Source organism: Martelella alba (assembly GCF_005217455.1).
GTDB lineage: Bacteria > Pseudomonadota > Gammaproteobacteria > Enterobacterales > Enterobacteriaceae > Acerihabitans.
Genome location: NZ_SZPQ01000003.1, coordinates 111,072 through 129,621, shown reverse-complemented (window position 1 = coordinate 129,621; position 18,550 = coordinate 111,072). Strand labels below are relative to the sequence as shown.

Sequence of the window (18,550 nt, the reverse complement as noted above, 5' to 3'; positions counted from 1 at the left end):
CCGGAAGGAGAGAAAGCCGTAGACTTAACGATTACCCTGGGTCAGGGCGCGTTTCAGATCAATGATGTTTTGATATTCGCTGAGCGAGGTGGATTCGATATGCTGCGTGCCGCCGACCGCTTTGACAAAGCAGGCGTGATCATCTTTATCCAGCGCTTTGATGGCATCCACCAGTTTGGCTTTGAACGCGGCCGGCAGGGAATGACGGATCAGGATCGGGCCATTGGGAATCAACGGCGACACCCAGATAATGCGAATCTGTTTCATCAAATCAGGATGATCCATGCGAATCAGCCGACCGAAGGCGCCGCTGGTATAACCGGTATTGTAGTCGCCCACCATGGAAGTCCAGGTTACCGCGCCGTCGAACTGCCCGTTCAACACGCCCAGGATGTCTTGCTCATGGCCGCCGGAAAAGGTCACGCTGGAAAAAAAGTTATTGTATTTGTTGTCGATGTTGCCGCCAAACTTCTTATGAAACGCAAAATTGGGAATCAGGAAGCCGGAAGTGGAGTCCGGGTCGGCGACCCCGAAGGATTTGCCTTTCAAATCCTCAAGCTTTTTATAGGGACTGTCGGCTTTAACGATGATCACGGAGTGATAGCCGCGGGAGTGATCTTTATCATCCACGGCAATACCGACCAAATCGACGGCATTGGGTTTAGCCAGGTAAACCGACGCAAAAGAAGACGGCGACATACTTATCACCAGGTCCACTTTATCCCCCAATAACCCCTGGATAACGCCGGAATAATCGGAGGAATTTCGTAATTTTGTGTCCACGTGCAAGCGCTTATCAAGAAAATCCTTTACACATTGGTTGTCGCCAATTTGCTGTGTGGCATTCTGCCCACCCAATATTCCCAGATTCAGTTCTTTCGGCGCATCCGCCGCCGACACGTTGAATTGTATTGTGGTACCGAGCAGCAAAGCAGCCAGAGTTAATGCTTTTTTCATTTAATGAACTTTTAGGTTTATAAAAAAAGTTTAAGGGATGTTCCCAATAATATTAATGAATCTGGTCTTTTTCTTCGCCGTAGAGCTGATGAAGAATTTGCTCATTCAATAGCGACGGATGATTATCGAATATGATTTTCCCTTGGGCAATACCAATAACGCGGGAGCAATATTCTTTCACCAATTCGACGGAATGCAAGTTGACCACCACCGCGATATCCCTTTCGGCGACATGCCGCAATGCATCCATGATGCGCCGGGTATTTTTCGGATCCAGCGAAGCAACAGGCTCATCAGCCAACAGAATCTTCGGATTTTGCATCAATGCCCGACAAATGGCTACCCGCTGCATTTGTCCGCCGGAGAGATTTTCCGCCCGTTGCAGGGCATGGGGTAAAATATTTAGCCATTCCAGTAACTCGATGGCCCTGGCGCGATCCTGATCGGTGAATATTTTGAAGAATGATTTAATCGTGGAAGTCTGACTCAAACGGCCCAGCAACACATTGGTCAGTACATCAAGGCGGGGCACCAGGCAAAAGTCCTGGAAGATCATGCCGCATTGCGCCCGCCATCGCCGCATTTGCCGGGGCGTCAGGCGGGCAATATCCTGTACCGCCCCTTCATCGCGAAAATGCAGCAATTGGCCGGCGGAAGTCGGTAGGGTGCCGTTTAAAATATGCAGCAGGGTGGATTTACCCGCGCCGGAGCGGCCGATAACCGCGACGAATTCGCCGGCGTGAAGATTGAAATTGATATCTGATAATACTTGCTGACGGCTATTATAGTGTTTTTGCAACCCTTTTACCGCCAATACTTGCTTTTGCCGCTCCGTTTGCGGTCCGGTATTTCGCGTCTCGGCAAGTTTGAGAAGTGGCTGTGCCATGTCTTTTCTCCATAGGTCAGCGATATGCTGGTATTAAGGGATGAAAATATGACAATTTGATGATAAAAACATGACCCGCCGATGACGTCCCTATGCTCTATTTATCAAGGGTGGCGGGGGTGAATGAACACCGTCGGCAAAAAAGCGGCGTGATAGTTGATAAGGTTATTCCAAATAAAGGGATATTCCGGCGGAATATCTCCCGGGTTTTAGCTTTCGATAAAAAATAGTTCATTGTTCAGTCATCTGTCATTAACGTTATTGTCATTTTCAGCCGATACGATCCTTTTCCTAAATCGTCGCAATATACCCCCTGTAATAATGTATGACGAGCTCAGGTCGTGTTTTCCATAAGGCACTCATTATGTCGGACAGTAAAACAGCGTCAGCCATGCCCTGTCGGCATCCGATCTATCCGGTCAGCGGAGTTTTTCATTATGATGGACTTATCTAGACATCCGACCAGTTACCCCACCCGTTACCAGCAAATCGCCGCCTTGCTGGAGGAGGAATTGCGGGCCTATTACCGTACCGGCGATTACCTGCCGTCCGAACAACGGTTGGCCGAACGTTTCGAGGTCAATCGCCATACCTTGCGCAGAGCGGTGGATCAACTGGTGGAGCGCGGCTGGCTGCAACGGCGGCATGGCATCGGTATCCTGGTGCTGATGCGGCCATTTGATTACCCGCTGCATGCCCGTGCCCACTTCAGCCAGAATTTGATGGAGCAAGGCAGCCATCCCACCAGTGAGTTGCTGTTGGCGGTCAAACGGCCGGCCAGCGCGTCCATCGCCGCGGCGCTGTGCCGCGAGGAAGGCCGGGACGTCATCCACTTGCGCACCCTGCGCCGGGTAAATGCCGTTCCGCTTAGCGTCATCGACCATTATCTCCCGGACCTGGACTGGTGGCCGGCCCTGCGGCAATTTCGCTCAGGTTCGCTGCACAATTTTATTCGTCAGGAATTGAATCAGCGCCTTGTCCGCCGCCAAACGCGTATCAGCGCCCGCAGCGCCCACGCCAGAGAAAGCCGGCTGCTTGAAGCGGCCAACCAGATACCCTTGTTATGCGTGCGCACGCTCAATACCCGCGCGGATAGCGACGCGCCGGCGGAATACTCCGTGACCCTGACGCGCGCCGACATGATTGAACTGACCATGGAGCATTGAATGCAAACGTCGAATGCCAGACAACACTGGATGTCGGTTTTATCATCCAGCCCCGCGGAGGTGTTGCGCGCCCATTGGCAGGCGTTGCGGCTTCTCCCCCACTATGAGCGCGTCCGGGCGCCGGAAATCGGCCTTACCCAGTTGCAAGGCCGCATGGGCGCGACCGGCCGTCGTTTCGTACTGGGCGACATGACGGTAACCCGGGCGGTGATCCGGCTGGAAAACGGCACCTACGGCTACGGCTATACGGCCGGACGCGACAAGGACCACGCCGAGCTTTGCGCCCTGCTCGACGCGCTGCTGCAAACCCCCGAACATCGGCAACGGCTAGAGCATCGGATCATTGAGCCGTTGGCGGCCCGGCGCCGGGAACGACAAGAGGAGCGTGGACGGGCCATCGCCGCCAGCCGGGTGGATTTCTTTACGCTGGTCAGAGGGGATAATTAATGGCCTTGTTAAACGGTTTTAGCCGACCTGTGGATGCGGCGCAGCATTCCTTTCGCCGAATCCTCAAAGCGCTGAGTGAGCCGGGATACGTCGTCGCCCTACCGGACGGTCCCCGCTGGGAGTCTATCGGACCGGCGGCCAGCGCCCTATTGCTGACGCTGGCCGATGGTGAAACGGCCGTCTATATCGCCCCCGCGCTGTCAAGGGACAGCGTCGCCGCCAGCGTGCGCTTCCATACCGGCGCCCCGCTCGCCGAACAGCCGCAACAGGCGGTCCTGGCGTTGTTCGATGGCCAAATGGATGACGCGATCCTTGCGACGTTGCCGTGCGGCGACGCGCTTTCGCCGGAAAACGGCGTTACCGTCCTGGTGCAAATCGACAGCCTGGCGGAAGGCACGCCGCTCAGGCTGCGCGGACCGGGTATTCGGGATGAGCGGATTATCGCGCCGGCGCTGCCGCCGGCGGTTTTGCGATACCTGCTGCGCCGGCCGCACCCTTTCCCAGCGGGGCTGGATTTTATACTGCTGTGCGAAGACCGGTTAATGGCCGTGCCGAGAACCATCCATGTGGAGGTGTGCTGATGTATGTCGCAGTGAAAGGGGGCGAAAAGGCCATCGACGCCGCCCACCAGTTGCAAGAACATTTACGACGCGGGGACAACGGCCTGCCGGCCCTGGATTGCGGGCAAATCGACCAGCAATTGGGATTGGCGGTCGATCGGGTCATGACCGAGGGGGGAATATACGATAGACAGTTGGCTTCGCTGGCCATTAAACAAGCCGGCGGGGATCTGGTCGAGGCGATATTTTTACTACGGGCTTATCGAACCACCCTGCCGCGCCTGGGCGTCGGCGAACCGCTGAACACGGAGCGGATGCGGCTGGAGCGCCGGATATCGGCGGTCTATAAAGATCTGCCCGGCGGCCAGGTGCTCGGTCCCACCTACGATTATACCCACCGGCTACTCAATTTCGCCCTGCTGGCCGAAGGCGAGGCGCCGCCGGCGCCTCGCGCCGAAGAACCCTTGCCGGAATCCTGCGCCCATGTGTTCAGCCTGCTCGGCCGTGAGCAACTCGCGCCGGCGGAAGAAGACGACGGCGGCGATCCGGATGATATCACCCGCCAGCCGCCGGTTTACCCCTGCTCCCGCGCGTCCCGGCTGCAGCAGCTGGCGCGGGGGGACGAAGGCTTCCTACTGGCCCTGGGCTATTCCTCGCAGCGCGGCTATGGCCGCAACCATCCCTTCGCCGGGGAAATCCGCACCGGCTACGTCACCGTGCAATGGACGCCGGAAGAGCTGGGTTTCACTATTGATGTGGGCGAGATCCTGCTAACCGAATGCGAAATGGTCAATGGTTTCGTTGCCTGTGGCGACGAGCCGCCACATTTCACCCGCGGCTACGGCCTGGTTTTTGGCCGCGCCGAACGCAAGGCCATGGCGATGGCCCTGGTGGATCGCGCCTTGCAGGCCGGCGATTACGACGAACCCGTGGCCGGACCGGCCCAGGACGAGGAGTTCGTGCTCTCCCATGCGGATAACGTCGAGGCGTCGGGCTTCGTCTCCCATTTGAAATTACCCCACTATGTCGATTTCCAGGCCGAGCTGGAGTTACTTCACCGTCTGCGCCGGGAATACGCCCAGCGGCAAGACGCGCAAACCGAGGCCGCCGACGCGCGCGCCACTAGGGATCAGGGAAAATGACCGAGATACTCACCGGCTACAATCCAGGCTACCTGGACGAGCAAACCAAGCGCATGATTCGCCGCGCCATCCTGAAAGCCGTGGCCATTCCCGGCTATCAGGTGCCGTTTGGCGGCAGGGAAATGCCGATGCCCTACGGCTGGGGCACTGGCGGTATCCAACTGACCGCCAGCCTTATCGGTTGCGATGACGTGCTAAAAGTCATCGATCAGGGCGCGGACGACACGACCAACGCGGTCTCGATCCGCCGGTTTTTCCAACGGGTGGCCGGGGCGGCCACCACCGAACGCACCCGCGAGGCCACATTAATCCAGACCCGCCACCGCATCCCGGAAACACCGCTTGTGGAAGATCAGATCCTGGTCTACCAGGTACCGATTCCCGAGCCGCTGCGCTTTATTGAGCCGCGCGAAACGGAGACCCGCAAGATGCATGCCCTGGAAGAATATGGCGTGATGCAGGTGAAACTCTATGAGGATATCGCCCGCTACGGTCATATCGCCACGACTTATGCCTATCCGGTCCGGGTCAACGGCCGTTATGTCATGGACCCGTCGCCGATTCCGAAATTCGACAACCCCAAGATGAATATGATGCCGGCATTGCAAGTGTTCGGCGCCGGCCGGGAAAAGCGCATTTATGCCCTGCCGCCCTTTACCCGTGTGGAAAGTTTGGATTTCGATGATTACCCTTTCGCCGTCCAGCGCTGGGAGCAGCCCTGCGCCCTTTGCGGCTCGCGGGACAGCTACCTTGATGAGGTGGTGCTCGACGACCAGGGCAACCGGATGTTCATCTGTTCGGATACCGATTATTGCCGGCAACGGCTGGAACAATCACATGCCACGCAGGAGGCGAAACGCTGATGACTCTCGCCGCGCTATCGTCAACGCCGCTATTGTCGGTGAACGAATTAACGTATTTCTACACGCCGGGCAAAGGCTTCCATCACGTTTCGTTTGATATCTACCCAGGGGAAGTCGTGGGGATCGTCGGCGAGTCCGGTTCCGGCAAGACCACGCTGCTCAAGGCCATTTCCGCGCGGCTGCCCCCCCAGCAAGGCCGGATTGTCTACCGTCCGCGCCCTGGCGAAGAACATGATCTTTACCAGATAGCGGAGAGCGAACGCCGCCGCCTGCTGCGCACCGAGTGGGGCGTAGTTCACCAACATCCCCTTGACGGCCTGCGCCCCAGGGTTTCCGCCGGCGGCAATATCGGCGAACGCCTGATGGCCACCGGCGAGCGCCATTACGGCCACATCCGCAAGGAGGCCGGCCGCTGGCTGAACGACGTGGAAATTCCCTTGTCCCGTCTTGACGATCTGCCCACCACCTTTTCCGGCGGTATGCAGCAACGCCTGCAAATCGCCCGCAACCTGGTGACCCGCCCGAAACTCATTTTTATGGATGAGCCCACCGGCGGGCTGGATGTTTCGGTTCAGGCGCGGTTGCTCGACCTGCTGCGCGGACTGGTGATAGACATGCAACTGGCGGTCGTGATAGTGACCCATGATCTCGGGGTAGCGCGGCTATTGGCGCACCGGTTGCTGGTGATGCAACAAGGCGAGGTGGTGGAAAGCGGGCTGACCGACCGAGTATTGGACGATCCGCGTCACCCTTATACCCAACTGCTGGTTTCATCCATTTTATCCTGACGGAGTCGCTTGGCGAGACTTATGATGCAAAAGCTGCAAAATACGACGCGATTGAAGGTGGAAGACCTGTGTAAAACCTTCGTACTGCACAACCAGGACGGGGCGCGACTGCCGGTGCTGCAAAACGCAAACCTTAGGGTCGAGGCCGGCGAATGTCTGGTGCTGCACGGTCATTCCGGCAGCGGCAAATCCACTCTCTTGCGGTCTCTGTATGCGAATTATCTGCCCGACAGCGGCCATATCTGGCTGTGGCACGATAACCAATGGCTGGATATGGTGCCGGCCCATGCCCGACAAATCATGGCGGTCCGCCGCCATACCCTTGGTTGGGTCAGTCAATTCTTACGGGTCATTCCCCGCGTCGGGGCCCTGCAAATCGTTATGCAACCCTTGCTGGAATTGGGCGTCGACCGCCAGGAATGCCGAGCGCGCGCCGAGGCGCTGCTCGATCGATTGCACGTGCCGCGCCGGTTATGGCCGCTGGCGCCCTCCACTTTTTCCGGCGGAGAACAACAACGGGTTAATATCGCGCGGGGATTTATCGTTGATTATCCGATCTTGTTGCTTGACGAACCCACCGCCTCCTTGGACAGCCGCAACAGTGCTGCGGTCGTCGGCCTGATTGAACGGGCCAAAGACCGCGGCGCCGCCATCGTGGGTATCTTCCATGATGACAGCGTGCGCGAACGGGTGGCCGATCGTCTTTATGTTATGCCGCCTCACCGGGCTGCGGAGGCCTGCCAATGATTATCGATAATGTGAAAATGATTCTGGCGGACGACGTGGTCGCCGGGTCGCTGGAGATAAAGGACGGCGTCATCTGCCGGATAGCGCAAGGCAACAGCGGCCTGCCCCAGGCGCTGGACGGCGACGGCGGCTGGCTGTTGCCCGGACTTATCGAATTGCACACCGACAATCTGGATAAGTTTTTCATGCCGCGGCCCAATGTGGATTGGCCCGCGCATTCGGCCATGAGCAGCCATGACGCGCTGATGGTGGCCAATGGGATCACGACCGTACTGGATGCGGTCGCCGTCGGCGATGTGCGCGATGGGGGCCATCGCTTGGAAAATCTGCAAAAAATGATCGATGCGGTTATTACCAGTCAGCAGAGCGGACGCAACCGGGCCGAGCACCGGCTGCATCTGCGCTGTGAGTTGCCCAATGCCAGCACCGTGCCGCTTTTCGAACAACTCATGGATCGGCCCGGCGTTTCGCTGGTCTCGCTAATGGATCATTCCCCAGGCCAGCGCCAGTTCGTCTCGTATGAAAAATACCGTGAATATCACCAGGGGAAATATCATTTAACCCATCAGCAAATGATTGAGTATGAGGAGCAGCAACGCGGGCTGGCCGAACGCTGGTCGGTGCCGAACCGCGCGGCCATCGCCGCCCAATGCCGCCAGCGTAATCTGGCCCTGGCCAGCCATGACGACGCCACGGAAGATCATGTGGCGGAATCCGCCGCGCTGGGCAGCGTCATTGCCGAATTTCCCACCACCGAAACCGCGGCCGTCGCCTCCCGCCGCCATGGCCTGCGGGTGTTGATGGGCGCGCCGAACATTGTGCGCGGCGGCTCCCATTCCGGGAATGTGGCGGCGCATCGGCTGGCGGAGCTCGGCATACTGGATATCCTTTCTTCCGATTATTATCCGGCCAGCCTGATGGATGCCGCGTTTCGCATTGCGCAAGACGAAAACAACCCTTTCACCCTGCCCCAATCGGTGGCGATGATCACCGCCAATCCGGCACGGGCGCTGGGATTGTCCGACCGGGGCCGGCTGGCGGAGGGCCAGCGGGCGGATCTGGTGCTGGCCGGTCACCATGACGGCCATGTTTATGTCAGAAATGTCTGGCGGCAAGGGCGGCAGGTGTTTTGATGACCCGGCTTATTTATTTGATGGGCCCGTCGGGATCCGGTAAAGACAGCCTGCTGGCCTCCCTGCGCGCCAACCCCGTGCCGACGCTGCTGGTATCGCACCGCTATATCACCCGACCGGCCGGCGATGGCAGCGAAAATCATATCGCCTTAAGCAAAGACGAATTTCTGCAACGTCGCGCCGCCGGGTTATTCGCGCTGCACTGGCAAGCCCACCAGCATTATTATGGGCTGGGGATTGAAATCGATCTCTGGCTGCTGCGCGACAGGCACGTGATCGTCAATGGATCGCGCGAATACCTGGGCCAGGCGTTACAACGTTACGGCGATCGCCTGTTACCGGTGTGCCTGCGGGTCTCACCGGCCAGCCTGCGCCAACGGCTCACCCAGCGCGGCCGCGAAACCGACCGGGAGATCGTCGAACGTCTGGCGCGGGCCGAGCGGTACCAGCGGGATATGCCCGCCCAGGTCGTTTGGCTGGACAATAACGGGCGGCTCGCCGATACCTTGGCGGCCTTCCAGGCGTTGCTACCCACGGCGGACGCCGTCACACACCACCACAGGAGCCGTTAGCATGACGGATTACGCACAACCCAAAATCGGCAACAATGTCATTCTTAACCAGACCCGGCTGGGGAATTACGTCCATCTGGCCGACGATGCCATTCTGGAAGAAGTGGAAATCGGCGATTACTCTTATACCGCCGGCCACAATCAAATCTGTTACGCCACCATCGGCAGATTCGTGTCCATCGCCAGTTATGTGCGCATCAACCCCGGCAACCATCCCACCTACCAGCGTATCGCCCAGCACCATTTCACTTACCGCAGCGCCGACTACGGCATGGGCGAGAATGATGAGGCCATTTTTCATTGGCGCCGCGAACACCCTGTAACGATCGGACACGATGTCTGGATCGGCCATAATGCCGTCATCATGCCCGGCGTCACCATCGGCAACGGCGCGGTGGTCGGCAGCGCCTCGGTGGTGACCCGCGATATCGATCCTTATACCATCGTGGCGGGCGTGGCGGCCAAACCCATCGGCCAGCGTTTTTCAGATGCGTTGATAGCGCGGATCGAGCGAAGCCAGTGGTGGTACTGGGATCATGATACCCTATGCCAGCGGTTGGCGGATTTCCGCGATATCGATCGTTTTACCGCGCGTTATCTCTGAGCCGAACACCCGGTACCTTGGATGGCTTCCCGCCGCCTCGCCGCGGCGGATGCGCGCGGGAAACGACGGACCTGGCGGATTCATTAAGACGCCCCATGACCGTCTGGTTGCTGTTGGTCAATGCATTCCAGGCAGCGTGAGAGTCCATATAGTCTCTCCAGTGCGTGATTTTCCTGTTTGCGAGCGCAATAATCGAGCAGAACCGGTTTTCGTATGTTGCGCCGGTCGCAAGAATCGTCCCGTGGATATCGTATTCAATGGCGACGACGCGGCCGTTATCCGCCCCGCTGACAAGCAAATTGTCCGCGGATTTGATCTTGATGTTGTCGACATAGCCTCTGAACTGCTGCATGAGGCTCGCCCGACCCTGAACCACACGAGGCCAACCCGTGACCGCACCATTGCTCCTTACGTCGGGGCCGATATCAGTATATCAATCTCAAAAAAGAAGGCACTCTTACTTCTGCCGCCAACACCAGGCGTTCCCGGAATTTACCCTTACCAAGAAAACCGCGGCGATTCATTTCGGGGGAGAAAACCGCACCTCGTACAAGTTAAGCAGCGCCGAGGCGAAAACGTCATCCACGGTATAGAAATAGCATTCCGGCACATCCAACACCTTCGCGAGCGCGCAACAGGTTTCAAACGTGGGCCGGTATATCCCGTTCTCATACTGGCTGATACGGGATCGGGCGGTGGCTTCGTCGATTCCCGCCAATACGGCCAGCTTTTCCTGGGTCAATCTGGCCCGTTTCCGGGCTTCTTTCAGACGTTTTGCGATCATTTAAAAACATTAACATTGTTTACTTGTTTATCTGTTTAGCATCACTTAACATCCTTTTTGTTTAGTTTAACTAAACATATAATAAGTATAGCACTAACTCCAGGGATTGGGTCGGCGTTTGCCGACCCGCTTTCCGGCGGGAAGCGGCGGGCACACTCCCTTTGCCCGCATTATCGACCATTGTGGCCCTCGGGCGCTTTCCGCCGCAAATCTGTTTATTTCATCATGCATCGCCGGGTTTTTCCAGGCCTCCCGCCTTTGCCATCGCCGCTTCTCATTACCATCGCTTAATTGTCCGTCCGTGAGACAGTCACCCACCGGCGCCATCAAGCCGGTTTTCATCAGCGTCGTTGCGACTGGCTAACCTGTCGGCCGCGAATTTGCTTGGCGATACGTTCACCGGCGCGGCTCCGGGCAGGCCACATTACCCCCTGTCTGCCGCCGCCGGACATAAACGGAAGCATACGCCGGCCACCCTGCACCACATTGTCAATGATCTGCACCAATAATAATCATCCAACGAAATGAAAGAGGATATAATCCAATATAAACAATAAGCTAATAAATGGCATAAATTATGCTTAAGTGATAGTCATAAAAACTGGATCCAGTTTTAGTGAATCTATCGGGTTGAGACAACATGGCGGAAACAACCGAAGAACTGCTGTATCAACACATCAAGAATGCCATACGCAAGGGAATTTATCCGTCGGGTATGCGGCTCATTCCCGAGACGCTGGCCGCGGAGCATGGCGTTAGCCGAATGCCGGTACGACAGGCGCTACGTAAATTGACCACCGAGGGGTTCGTTTCATCGCTGCCCAATCGCCGGTTGGTGGTCAGCCAAATCGATCTGGCCGCCATGAAAGAAATTTTTGAAATGCGGGCCGTGCTGGAAGGGCTGGCCATCAGACTGGCGCGGGAAAAGATGAATAGCGCACATACGGGCCGACTTGAAACGCGTTTGATGGCGATGGAGCAGCATATCGGCGATACGTCGCAATGGAGTTTGCTGCATCGGCAATTCCATGAGGATATTTACCGTCACTGCGAGCGCCCCATGCTACTACAGCAAATTTCCAATTTGCTGACCCTGGTTGAACCTTATATGCAAGTCTGGATCAGTGATACGGTTTTCCAGCAACATGCTTTACTCGGCCATCGGGAAATTCTTGATGCCGTGAATCACAAAAACGCCGAGCAGTGCGAACAGATTATGCGCGAGCATATTATGAACACGCTTCCGGATTTGACCGAGCTTTATTGCAAGCAATAAATGAAGAGTGAAATACCAATGAACGTTTGACAACAATATTGTACCCACTCGATTTCGAGTTGCCTAAAGACGGCCCCCATGCGGCGAATTCCTCCTGTCCATCGGCAGGCTTTCGTTAACGGACGGGATGTCTCTCGTTTATCCTGCGACACAGGACCCACGTGGTGTCCGGAGTAAGCGGGCGCGGCCGGCAAACAGATCATTCGAATCGTGACGGGTATCAACACAAACTCGATGGGAGAGTGCCATGAAATTCCTCAAGCTTATCGCCTTGGGCGGCTTTGTATTGTCCGCAGGCCTGATTTCCAATACGGTATTCGCCGCCGGCATTGCCGACTCGGCGGTATGTAAACAATTGCGGGCCAGTAATCCCGAATTACAAGGGAAGACATTGGTCAATGCCATTAACCCCCATACACCGGGTTATGAAGCGCTGGATCCCAACGACCCTAGCCATTATGTCGGTTTTGATATTGATCTTGGCGAGCAAATGGGGGAATGCCTTGGCTTTAAAGTGGAATATAAATCGGTGGGATTCGCCGCGTTATTACCCACGCTGCAAAGTGGCCAGGCGAATTTCGTCATTTCCGATATCTATGCCACATCGGAACGCGCCAAAGCCGCCGATTTCATAACGTATTCCAAAGTGTTCGATGGCGTATTGGTCGCTAAAGGCAATCCGAAAAAAATAACCGGCATCAACTTATCTTTATGCGGCGCCACCGCGGCGGAAAATACCGGTTTTGTCGAGGTACCGCTTATCCAAGCCTTGGAAAAAACCTGTAAGGCCGCGGGCAAGCCGGCTCCGGACATTCAGCTTTACGATAACAACGCCAGTTGTATCCAGGCGGTATTGAACGGCCGGGCCGATACCTATATCAATGACATCAATACCGTTGAACAGGCCGTTAAGGCCAATCCCACCGCCCTGGCTAAAGCCGTCGCGGTGACGCTGCCTTACTCGGTGGGTATTGCCGTACCCAAGGGCAATGAAAAATTCCGCACGGCCATGTTTGACGCCCTGGTGGAGATTCAGAATCAAGGCATTGAAACCCAATTACTCAAAAAATGGTCGCTTGGCGAAAGCAATCTGGAAAAACCGAAACTGGTACTGAATTAAGCCAGGATGCCCCGTCCTCGCGGCGGGGTACCCTCACGCCCCATTTTACCGGGCGGATGCCGGGTACGGCGCCCCGCTTTTCCATGGGTTCAAAGGCACGCAATGGAACATTTTCTTCATTATCTAACACTGGGCTATCTCTTGCAGGGTATCCTGTATACGTTGCAAATCACTTTGTACGGGCTGGTGGGGGGCACGCTCATCGGTATTTTACTGGCCGCCATGCAATTGTCCCGGTTCACTTTGCTGGCGGGTTTTTCCCGGGGATATGCCGTGATTTTCCGCGGCACGCCGCTGATTTTGCAATTGGTGTTCGTTTACGACGCGCTGCCCTATGCCGGCCTCAAATTAAGCGCGGTCGCCGCCGGCGCCGTTGCCTTATCGCTCAACGAGGCGCCGTTCATTTCCGAAATCATCCGCGCCGCCATTTTGTCCGTCAACCGGGGGCAGATCATGGCCGGACAGGCGCTGGGCATGGCGCCTTCGGTCATAACCCACAAAATCATTATCCCGCAGGCCATCCGCACCATGTTGCCCGCTTTTGGCGGCGAGGCGGTTTCCGCCTTAAAGAATTCCTCATTGGCTTCGTTTATTTCCGTGCAGGAACTGACGTTGCGCAGCACGCAACTGGCCTCGTCCACGTTTGATTTTTTCTCGATTTTCTTTGCCTCCGGGGTCATGTACCTGGCGTTAACCGGGATCATCGCCGCGTTGCAATTGCTGCTTGAACGGGTGCTGGATTTCGAGGTAAAGAATGTTCGCACAACCGGCAAAATCGACGCCATCCTCAACACCCTGCCGAAAACCCGGCTCAAATCCCTGAGCGATGCGGATATCGTCGCCGGCGATGCGTCAGGGGACGTGCTGATCGATATCCGCGGGCTGCACAAATCCTATGGCGACAACAAAGTGCTTAACGGCTTGGATCTGCACATTCGCAAGGGGCAGATTGTCGCGCTATTGGGGCCAAGCGGTTCGGGGAAAAGCACGTTGCTACGGTGCATCAACGGCCTGGATCAGTACGATGCGGGAGAAATTGCCATCGGCGGCGACGTGATAGGCCGCGCTTCATCCGGCGAAGCCTTACTGGAAAAAGCCTTGGCCCGTCAACGGGTCAAAAACAAAATCGGTATGGTTTTCCAGAATTTCAACCTGTTTCAACATATCAACGCCATCGAAAACGTGGCGATGCCGCTTATGTGGATTTATGGCGAATCCCGCGGCACGGCCTACCAACACGCTTATGGCCTGCTCAAACGGGTTGGCCTGGAAAACCGCTACGCCGCCTTGCCGGGACAGATGTCGGGGGGACAGCAGCAACGGGTGGCGATCGCCCGCACGCTAGCCACCCGTCCGCGGATCCTGCTGCTGGATGAGCCCACATCCGCGCTGGATCCCGAACTGGTAGGGGAAGTACTGGAAATTATCCGCGGATTGGCGCAAGTGGAAGGATTGACCATGGTCATTTCCACCCATCAGATCCGTTTCGCCGAACAAGTGGCCGATTACTGCGTGTTTCTGGATGGCGGCGTCGTGGTGGAAGAAGGCGACGCCCGGCAAGTCATCAACCAGCCGCGCCACCCGCGCACGCAGCGCTTTTTATCCCTTATGGCACAGACTCAGTAGCCATCCCAGGAGCCCACGATGCAAAAAACGTCTTATCAGTTCGACGCCGACTCCGGCGTACCACCGCAAGTCGGTCCGTTCTCTCATGCCACCCGCTGGGGAAATCTGTTATTCGTTACCGGTCAGATGCCGACCCGACCGGATACCGGCGCCATGGCTGCCGGTGATGTGGTGGTCCAAAGCCGCCAGGTCAAAGCTAATCTGGACGCAGTGCTCAGGCATTTCGATTGCACCCTGGACGATGCCCTGATGGTGCGGGTTTATCTCACGTCGTTCGACGATTACGCCGTCTTCAACCAGGAATACGCCACCTGGTTTAAGGGGCCGCTGCCCAGCCGTACCTGTGTGGGCGCCACCGGACTGGCGGTTGGCGCGCGGGTAGAAATCGATTTGATTGTCGGAATTCCGAATTCAACCGCAGGAGATCACGCATGTCGTTAATCAAACCCGAGTACGAAAGCCTGCGCCGGCCATTTCAACCGCGCACCCATATGCTGGAAGCCACGCCGGAGACGGTACATTGGGGCTATTTCGATGCCTCGCTGCCCGCCGTGCTGACCGTCGATTCCGGCGATATCATCTGTGCCGAAGCGGTCACCCAGCATGCCGGCGATGCGCCGGAACTCATGATGGACCCGGAAATCGATAAAATTTACCAGGACGTTCCGCCCGCCGATCGTACGCCGGGGGTGCATATCATGACCGGGCCGATTTTCGTGCGCGACGCCCGGCCAGGGGATATGCTGGAAGTACGCTACCTGCAAATGAGGCCCCGTTTCCGTTACGGTTCGAATCTGGCCGCGAGCTGGGGACATCTGTTCAAGGAAATGGGCGAGAAAGAGCGCGTCACCATTTATCAAGTGGATGATTTCAGCCAGACCGCCGCGCCGGTATTCGCCTACGATTTTCCCGGCCGCTATGAAACCCCCGGCACCGTCACCCATGCCGGCGATTGCTGCCGGGAAGCCATAGTGAACGGCATCAGCGTACCGATACGTCCTCATTTGGGCACCGCGGGGGTTGCCCCCGACGCGCCGGGGCGGGTCAGTACCGTTCCCCCGGGCGTGCATGGCGGTAATATCGACAACTGGCGGATTGGCGCCGGCGCCACCATGTATTATCCGGTACAGGTGCCCGGCGCGCTATTTTCCATCGGCGATCCGCATATTTCTCAGGGCGACGGAGAAATCAGCGGAACCGCCATAGAGGCGTCATTGAACGTCATCATGCAAATCCGCCTGCGCCAGGATTTCACCTTCCCCTCGCCGCTGCTGGAAACGCCCGATGTTTTTATCACCCATGGCTTCCATGAGGATCTTGATCTGGCCATGCGCCAGGCCAGCCTGAATATGCTGACGTTACTGACCGATCATTTCGGCATGCCCCGCGAGGAAGCCTATTCGCTGATGAGCGTCGGCGTGGACTTCGCCGTTACCCAGGTGGTGGACGGGCGCCAGGGCGTGCACGCCAGGATTGACCGGCACCTGTTAAAGGCGAGAGAGGCATAACGGCACCGGCAAAAAATGTGTAAATTTTTGCGTCTGCACAAACCACCGCCCCGGTCCCCCCTATGCCGGGGCAGTGGTTTTTTTCCCAATGAATTCAGGGCGCTAATCGGAATTCAAACAACAATAACGTGATTGTCATCACGGTGAAACACTGTTTTTCCCTCACCGGTTCGCCGCCGCCGGCCGCCGGGGCAAAAACTTCCCTGGTCGAGGGGAGAATAGCTTGTTATATATATTCCCATTAATTCGAGTTACCGCGCGGCGGCAAGTTTGCGGCGCATGCGTCGGGAATACCCGTGTACCGCCTACAGCATGTCTTCGCTAAGAGATAAACGGTTTTCACCCTCCCCGGCCACCTCGCCGCTATGCTTCCGGGGACTCGCCCGCTTGCCGCCGCGATGCAACTCGACGTATTTGGCGCTATGGCAACATTTGGCGGAGGGGTTTAGATGTCATCGGAAATATTTTCACTCCTTTTATTTGTGACATCCATCATCGTTTACGCGCTCCGGGCCGACAGAAGAAAGTTGTGGTTTATCCTGACGCTGTTTATATTGGCATTGTTTATTGTTCTTAATTTAATCCGGGCGGCCAGTAATTATTTTACCGGCGATGGCATCGATGATTCCGTGCTTTATACCATCACCAGCAACCTGACCGGCGCCGGCGTTAATAAATACATTTTGCCTTTTGTCGGTTTTTTAGCCGTTTCGTTGTCGGTATTTGCGCTGATGTCATGGATTTTGCTCAGAAGCCACGGCAGAAATCATAATGTACGCTACAGTCTGCTGGCGCTGTTTTTCGCTTGCGCGTCCGTCGCCACCACCCCGGCCTTCGGCGAGATAGCCGGCTTGGTCAAATCGGAACTGAGTCAGGACAAATCGGATTTCTATACCTATTATAAAACGCCGACCAAAATCATGTCGGGACAAAGACCCAACCTGGTTTATATTTACGCGGAAAGCCTGGAGAAAACGTATTTCAACCAGCGGGTCTTTCCCGGTTTGACCGCGGATCTCGACGCGGCCAAGGCCAACGCCATCTCTTTCAACAATACCGTGCAGTTGCCCGGCACCGGCTACACTATCGCCGGCATCGTGGCCTCCCAATGCGGCATTCCGCTGTTCGCCCCCTTTGACGGCAATGCCTCGAGCTCACTGTCCACGTTTTATCCGCACGCGGTCTGCCTGGGGGACATCCTGCGCAATTCCGGTTATGAAAACTATTTTTATCAGGGTGCTGATCTGGCTTTTGCCGGCAAGGGCCTGTTCCTGAAATCCCACGGATTCGATCATGTTTACGGCTACCAGGAATTGCTCGGCATGGTGGATGATCCCGCTTACAAAAATGAATGGGGCTGGTATGACGATACCCTGCTGGATATTGTTTATAATCAGTTTATGGCGCTGTCCAGCCAGAATAAACGTTTTGCCTTGTTCGCCCTCACCGTGGACACGCATCACCCCGATGGATATATTTCACGCAGTTGTAACCGCAAAGTGTATGACTATAATGGCGTGGAAAACAAATCCCTGAGCGCCGTCTCTTGCAGCCAGCAACATATCGCCGATTTGATTGAGAAAATACAGCGTTCACCGTATTTTAAGAATACCATTATAGTGGTTTCATCCGATCACCTGGCCATGAACAACACCGCCTATTCCATTCTGACCCAAAATGATCGCAAAGATCTGTTTTTTATGATCCGCGGCGATAGCAATAAGAAACAGGAAATCAACGCCAAGCGCAGTACCCTGGATAACGGCGCGACGGTATTGGATGCTATGGGCGGCGATAATTTTATCGGTTTGGGACGCAGCAGCCTGTCTAATGAGTCGCTGGCCACTTATTTCATGAATATTAATGAAAAAATCAACTCATGGATACCGGCGGTCATCAAACAATGGGATTTTCCCACCAAAATCAAGAAATATAAAATCGACACCCATACGCAAACAATTCGCTTTAGCGGCGTCAGTTTCAAGACGCCCTTGATACTCAAGGTCGAGAAAAATAAAATCGAACCCCTGTTCGATGTCTACCTTTCCACGCCGTTGAATCAACAGTTAGCCAAATTGAACGCCAATGATAAATTTGTCTGGGTGGACGAATGCACGAAAATGGCCGATGTCTGGGACGAGCAGCTTAGCCAGAACAGTCAAACCTGTGTGGCAACCGGCACGCTCAGCACGCGTCCCGATATCATCAAAATCGATGGCGACGTTTACCGTGGCAAGGTCTCGTTTAAACATCCGCGGCAGGGCGATGATCCCGATGCCATTTATCAGGAAACCATTAATAAACTGGACCCGATGAACGGCAATACGCCCTAGCGGCCACCAGCGGCGCCTATTCGCGGCAAGGCCCTGGC

20 protein-coding genes are annotated in these 18,550 nt (G+C 56.2%); 16 read left to right on the top strand and 4 right to left on the bottom strand.

The window, feature by feature from the left end:
- Positions 1-24: 24 nt before the first annotated feature.
- Both phnD and phnC read right to left on the bottom strand, forming a co-directional pair.
- Positions 25-957 (bottom strand): phosphonate ABC transporter substrate-binding protein, encoded by a 933-nt coding sequence (gene phnD / locus FCN80_RS04775; RefSeq protein WP_136988759.1) that lies wholly within the window; start codon positions 955-957, stop codon positions 25-27.
- 52 nt (positions 958-1,009) lie between these two features.
- Positions 1,010-1,843: a phosphonate ABC transporter ATP-binding protein gene (phnC, locus tag FCN80_RS04770; RefSeq protein ID WP_136988758.1), complete on the bottom strand. Its 834-nt coding sequence runs from the start codon at positions 1,841-1,843 to the stop codon at positions 1,010-1,012.
- A 437-nt stretch (positions 1,844-2,280) separates the two neighbouring features.
- Between phnC and phnF the strand changes: the two genes are divergently transcribed.
- Genes phnF through FCN80_RS04720 form a run of 10 tightly spaced genes read left to right on the top strand, consistent with a single transcriptional unit; the run spans position 2,281 to position 9,865 of the window.
- Positions 2,281-3,009, top strand: a complete 729-nt coding sequence (gene phnF, locus FCN80_RS04765; RefSeq protein WP_230492481.1) for a phosphonate metabolism transcriptional regulator PhnF — start codon at positions 2,281-2,283, stop codon at positions 3,007-3,009.
- Positions 3,010-3,456, top strand: coding sequence for a phosphonate C-P lyase system protein PhnG (gene phnG, locus FCN80_RS04760; RefSeq protein ID WP_136988757.1), 447 nt, complete (start codon positions 3,010-3,012; stop codon positions 3,454-3,456). It begins immediately after the preceding gene.
- Complete coding sequence (gene phnH, locus FCN80_RS04755; RefSeq protein ID WP_136988756.1) at positions 3,456-4,037, top strand: phosphonate C-P lyase system protein PhnH; 582 nt, start codon at positions 3,456-3,458, stop codon at positions 4,035-4,037. The genes phnG and phnH overlap by 1 nt, the downstream gene beginning before the upstream one ends.
- Positions 4,037-5,158: a carbon-phosphorus lyase complex subunit gene (locus FCN80_RS04750; protein ID WP_136988755.1), complete on the top strand. Its 1,122-nt coding sequence runs from the start codon at positions 4,037-4,039 to the stop codon at positions 5,156-5,158. The genes phnH and FCN80_RS04750 overlap by 1 nt, the downstream gene beginning before the upstream one ends.
- Entirely contained in the window at positions 5,155-6,021 is an 867-nt protein-coding gene (locus FCN80_RS04745; RefSeq protein ID WP_136988754.1) for an alpha-D-ribose 1-methylphosphonate 5-phosphate C-P-lyase PhnJ, read from the top strand. Before FCN80_RS04750 ends, FCN80_RS04745 begins: the two co-directional genes overlap by 4 nt.
- Positions 6,021-6,809, top strand: coding sequence for a phosphonate C-P lyase system protein PhnK (phnK, locus tag FCN80_RS04740; protein WP_136988753.1), 789 nt, complete (start codon positions 6,021-6,023; stop codon positions 6,807-6,809). The genes FCN80_RS04745 and phnK overlap by 1 nt, the downstream gene beginning before the upstream one ends.
- A 21-nt stretch (positions 6,810-6,830) precedes the next feature.
- Positions 6,831-7,556 carry a phosphonate C-P lyase system protein PhnL gene (phnL, locus tag FCN80_RS04735; RefSeq protein ID WP_306767839.1) on the top strand — a complete coding sequence of 242 codons (726 nt, stop codon included), beginning with the start codon at positions 6,831-6,833 and terminating at the stop codon, positions 7,554-7,556.
- The gene (phnM, locus tag FCN80_RS04730; RefSeq protein ID WP_136988751.1) at positions 7,553-8,689 is read left to right on the top strand and encodes an alpha-D-ribose 1-methylphosphonate 5-triphosphate diphosphatase; all 1,137 of its coding nucleotides are present in this window, start codon (positions 7,553-7,555) and stop codon (positions 8,687-8,689) included. The genes phnL and phnM overlap by 4 nt, the downstream gene beginning before the upstream one ends.
- A complete protein-coding gene (gene phnN / locus FCN80_RS04725) occupies positions 8,689-9,261 on the top strand; it encodes a ribose 1,5-bisphosphokinase (protein ID WP_136988750.1) in 573 nt (190 codons plus the stop codon). Before phnM ends, phnN begins: the two co-directional genes overlap by 1 nt.
- 1 nt (position 9,262) lies before the next feature.
- Positions 9,263-9,865: a DapH/DapD/GlmU-related protein gene (locus FCN80_RS04720; RefSeq protein ID WP_136988749.1), complete on the top strand. Its 603-nt coding sequence runs from the start codon at positions 9,263-9,265 to the stop codon at positions 9,863-9,865.
- Here FCN80_RS04720 and FCN80_RS04715 read toward each other — a convergent pair.
- Positions 9,846-10,289 carry a nuclear transport factor 2 family protein gene (locus FCN80_RS04715; protein WP_136988748.1) on the bottom strand — a complete coding sequence of 148 codons (444 nt, stop codon included), beginning with the start codon at positions 10,287-10,289 and terminating at the stop codon, positions 9,846-9,848. The genes FCN80_RS04720 and FCN80_RS04715 overlap by 20 nt on opposite strands.
- A 96-nt stretch (positions 10,290-10,385) precedes the next feature.
- Positions 10,386-10,649 (bottom strand): helix-turn-helix transcriptional regulator, encoded by a 264-nt coding sequence (locus FCN80_RS04710; RefSeq protein WP_136988747.1) that lies wholly within the window; start codon positions 10,647-10,649, stop codon positions 10,386-10,388.
- A gap of 640 nt (positions 10,650-11,289) precedes the next feature.
- On the opposite strand from FCN80_RS04710, the gene FCN80_RS04705 reads away from it, so the two are divergent.
- The 6 genes from FCN80_RS04705 (at position 11,290) to opgB (ending at position 18,512) form a co-directional block, all read left to right on the top strand.
- Positions 11,290-11,925, top strand: coding sequence for a GntR family transcriptional regulator (locus FCN80_RS04705; RefSeq protein ID WP_136988746.1), 636 nt, complete (start codon positions 11,290-11,292; stop codon positions 11,923-11,925).
- Between the two features lie 247 nt (positions 11,926-12,172).
- On the top strand, positions 12,173-13,045 hold the full coding sequence (locus FCN80_RS04700; RefSeq protein WP_136988745.1) for an ABC transporter substrate-binding protein: 873 nt from the start codon (positions 12,173-12,175) through the stop codon (positions 13,043-13,045).
- 102 nt (positions 13,046-13,147) lie between these two features.
- On the top strand, positions 13,148-14,671 hold the full coding sequence (locus FCN80_RS04695; RefSeq protein WP_136988744.1) for an amino acid ABC transporter permease/ATP-binding protein: 1,524 nt from the start codon (positions 13,148-13,150) through the stop codon (positions 14,669-14,671).
- 18 nt (positions 14,672-14,689) lie between these two features.
- Positions 14,690-15,112 (top strand): RidA family protein, encoded by a 423-nt coding sequence (locus FCN80_RS04690; protein ID WP_136988743.1) that lies wholly within the window; start codon positions 14,690-14,692, stop codon positions 15,110-15,112.
- Entirely contained in the window at positions 15,103-16,179 is a 1,077-nt protein-coding gene (locus FCN80_RS04685) for an acetamidase/formamidase family protein (protein ID WP_136988742.1), read from the top strand. The genes FCN80_RS04690 and FCN80_RS04685 overlap by 10 nt, the downstream gene beginning before the upstream one ends.
- A 449-nt stretch (positions 16,180-16,628) precedes the next feature.
- Positions 16,629-18,512: a phosphatidylglycerol--membrane-oligosaccharide glycerophosphotransferase gene (gene opgB, locus FCN80_RS04680; RefSeq protein WP_136988741.1), complete on the top strand. Its 1,884-nt coding sequence runs from the start codon at positions 16,629-16,631 to the stop codon at positions 18,510-18,512.
- Positions 18,513-18,550: the final 38 nt, after the last annotated feature.

Bases quoted from the DNA above. Each gene is read 5' to 3' on its own strand.
- phnD (WP_136988759.1), bottom strand. From the start codon at position 957: ATGAAAAAAGCATTAACTCTGGCTGCTTTGCTGCTCGGTACCACAATA.
- phnC (WP_136988758.1), bottom strand. From the start codon at position 1,843: ATGGCACAGCCACTTCTCAAACTTGCCGAGACGCGAAATACCGGACCG.
- phnF (WP_230492481.1), top strand. From the start codon at position 2,281: ATGATGGACTTATCTAGACATCCGACCAGTTACCCCACCCGTTACCAG.
- phnG (WP_136988757.1), top strand. From the start codon at position 3,010: ATGCAAACGTCGAATGCCAGACAACACTGGATGTCGGTTTTATCATCC.
- phnH (WP_136988756.1), top strand. From the start codon at position 3,456: ATGGCCTTGTTAAACGGTTTTAGCCGACCTGTGGATGCGGCGCAGCAT.
- FCN80_RS04750 (WP_136988755.1), top strand. From the start codon at position 4,037: ATGTATGTCGCAGTGAAAGGGGGCGAAAAGGCCATCGACGCCGCCCAC.
- FCN80_RS04745 (WP_136988754.1), top strand. From the start codon at position 5,155: ATGACCGAGATACTCACCGGCTACAATCCAGGCTACCTGGACGAGCAA.
- phnK (WP_136988753.1), top strand. From the start codon at position 6,021: ATGACTCTCGCCGCGCTATCGTCAACGCCGCTATTGTCGGTGAACGAA.
- phnL (WP_306767839.1), top strand. From the start codon at position 6,831: ATGATGCAAAAGCTGCAAAATACGACGCGATTGAAGGTGGAAGACCTG.
- phnM (WP_136988751.1), top strand. From the start codon at position 7,553: ATGATTATCGATAATGTGAAAATGATTCTGGCGGACGACGTGGTCGCC.
- phnN (WP_136988750.1), top strand. From the start codon at position 8,689: ATGACCCGGCTTATTTATTTGATGGGCCCGTCGGGATCCGGTAAAGAC.
- FCN80_RS04720 (WP_136988749.1), top strand. From the start codon at position 9,263: ATGACGGATTACGCACAACCCAAAATCGGCAACAATGTCATTCTTAAC.
- FCN80_RS04710 (WP_136988747.1), bottom strand. From the start codon at position 10,649: ATGATCGCAAAACGTCTGAAAGAAGCCCGGAAACGGGCCAGATTGACC.
- FCN80_RS04705 (WP_136988746.1), top strand. From the start codon at position 11,290: ATGGCGGAAACAACCGAAGAACTGCTGTATCAACACATCAAGAATGCC.
- FCN80_RS04700 (WP_136988745.1), top strand. From the start codon at position 12,173: ATGAAATTCCTCAAGCTTATCGCCTTGGGCGGCTTTGTATTGTCCGCA.
- FCN80_RS04695 (WP_136988744.1), top strand. From the start codon at position 13,148: ATGGAACATTTTCTTCATTATCTAACACTGGGCTATCTCTTGCAGGGT.
- FCN80_RS04690 (WP_136988743.1), top strand. From the start codon at position 14,690: ATGCAAAAAACGTCTTATCAGTTCGACGCCGACTCCGGCGTACCACCG.
- FCN80_RS04685 (WP_136988742.1), top strand. From the start codon at position 15,103: ATGTCGTTAATCAAACCCGAGTACGAAAGCCTGCGCCGGCCATTTCAA.
- opgB (WP_136988741.1), top strand. From the start codon at position 16,629: ATGTCATCGGAAATATTTTCACTCCTTTTATTTGTGACATCCATCATC.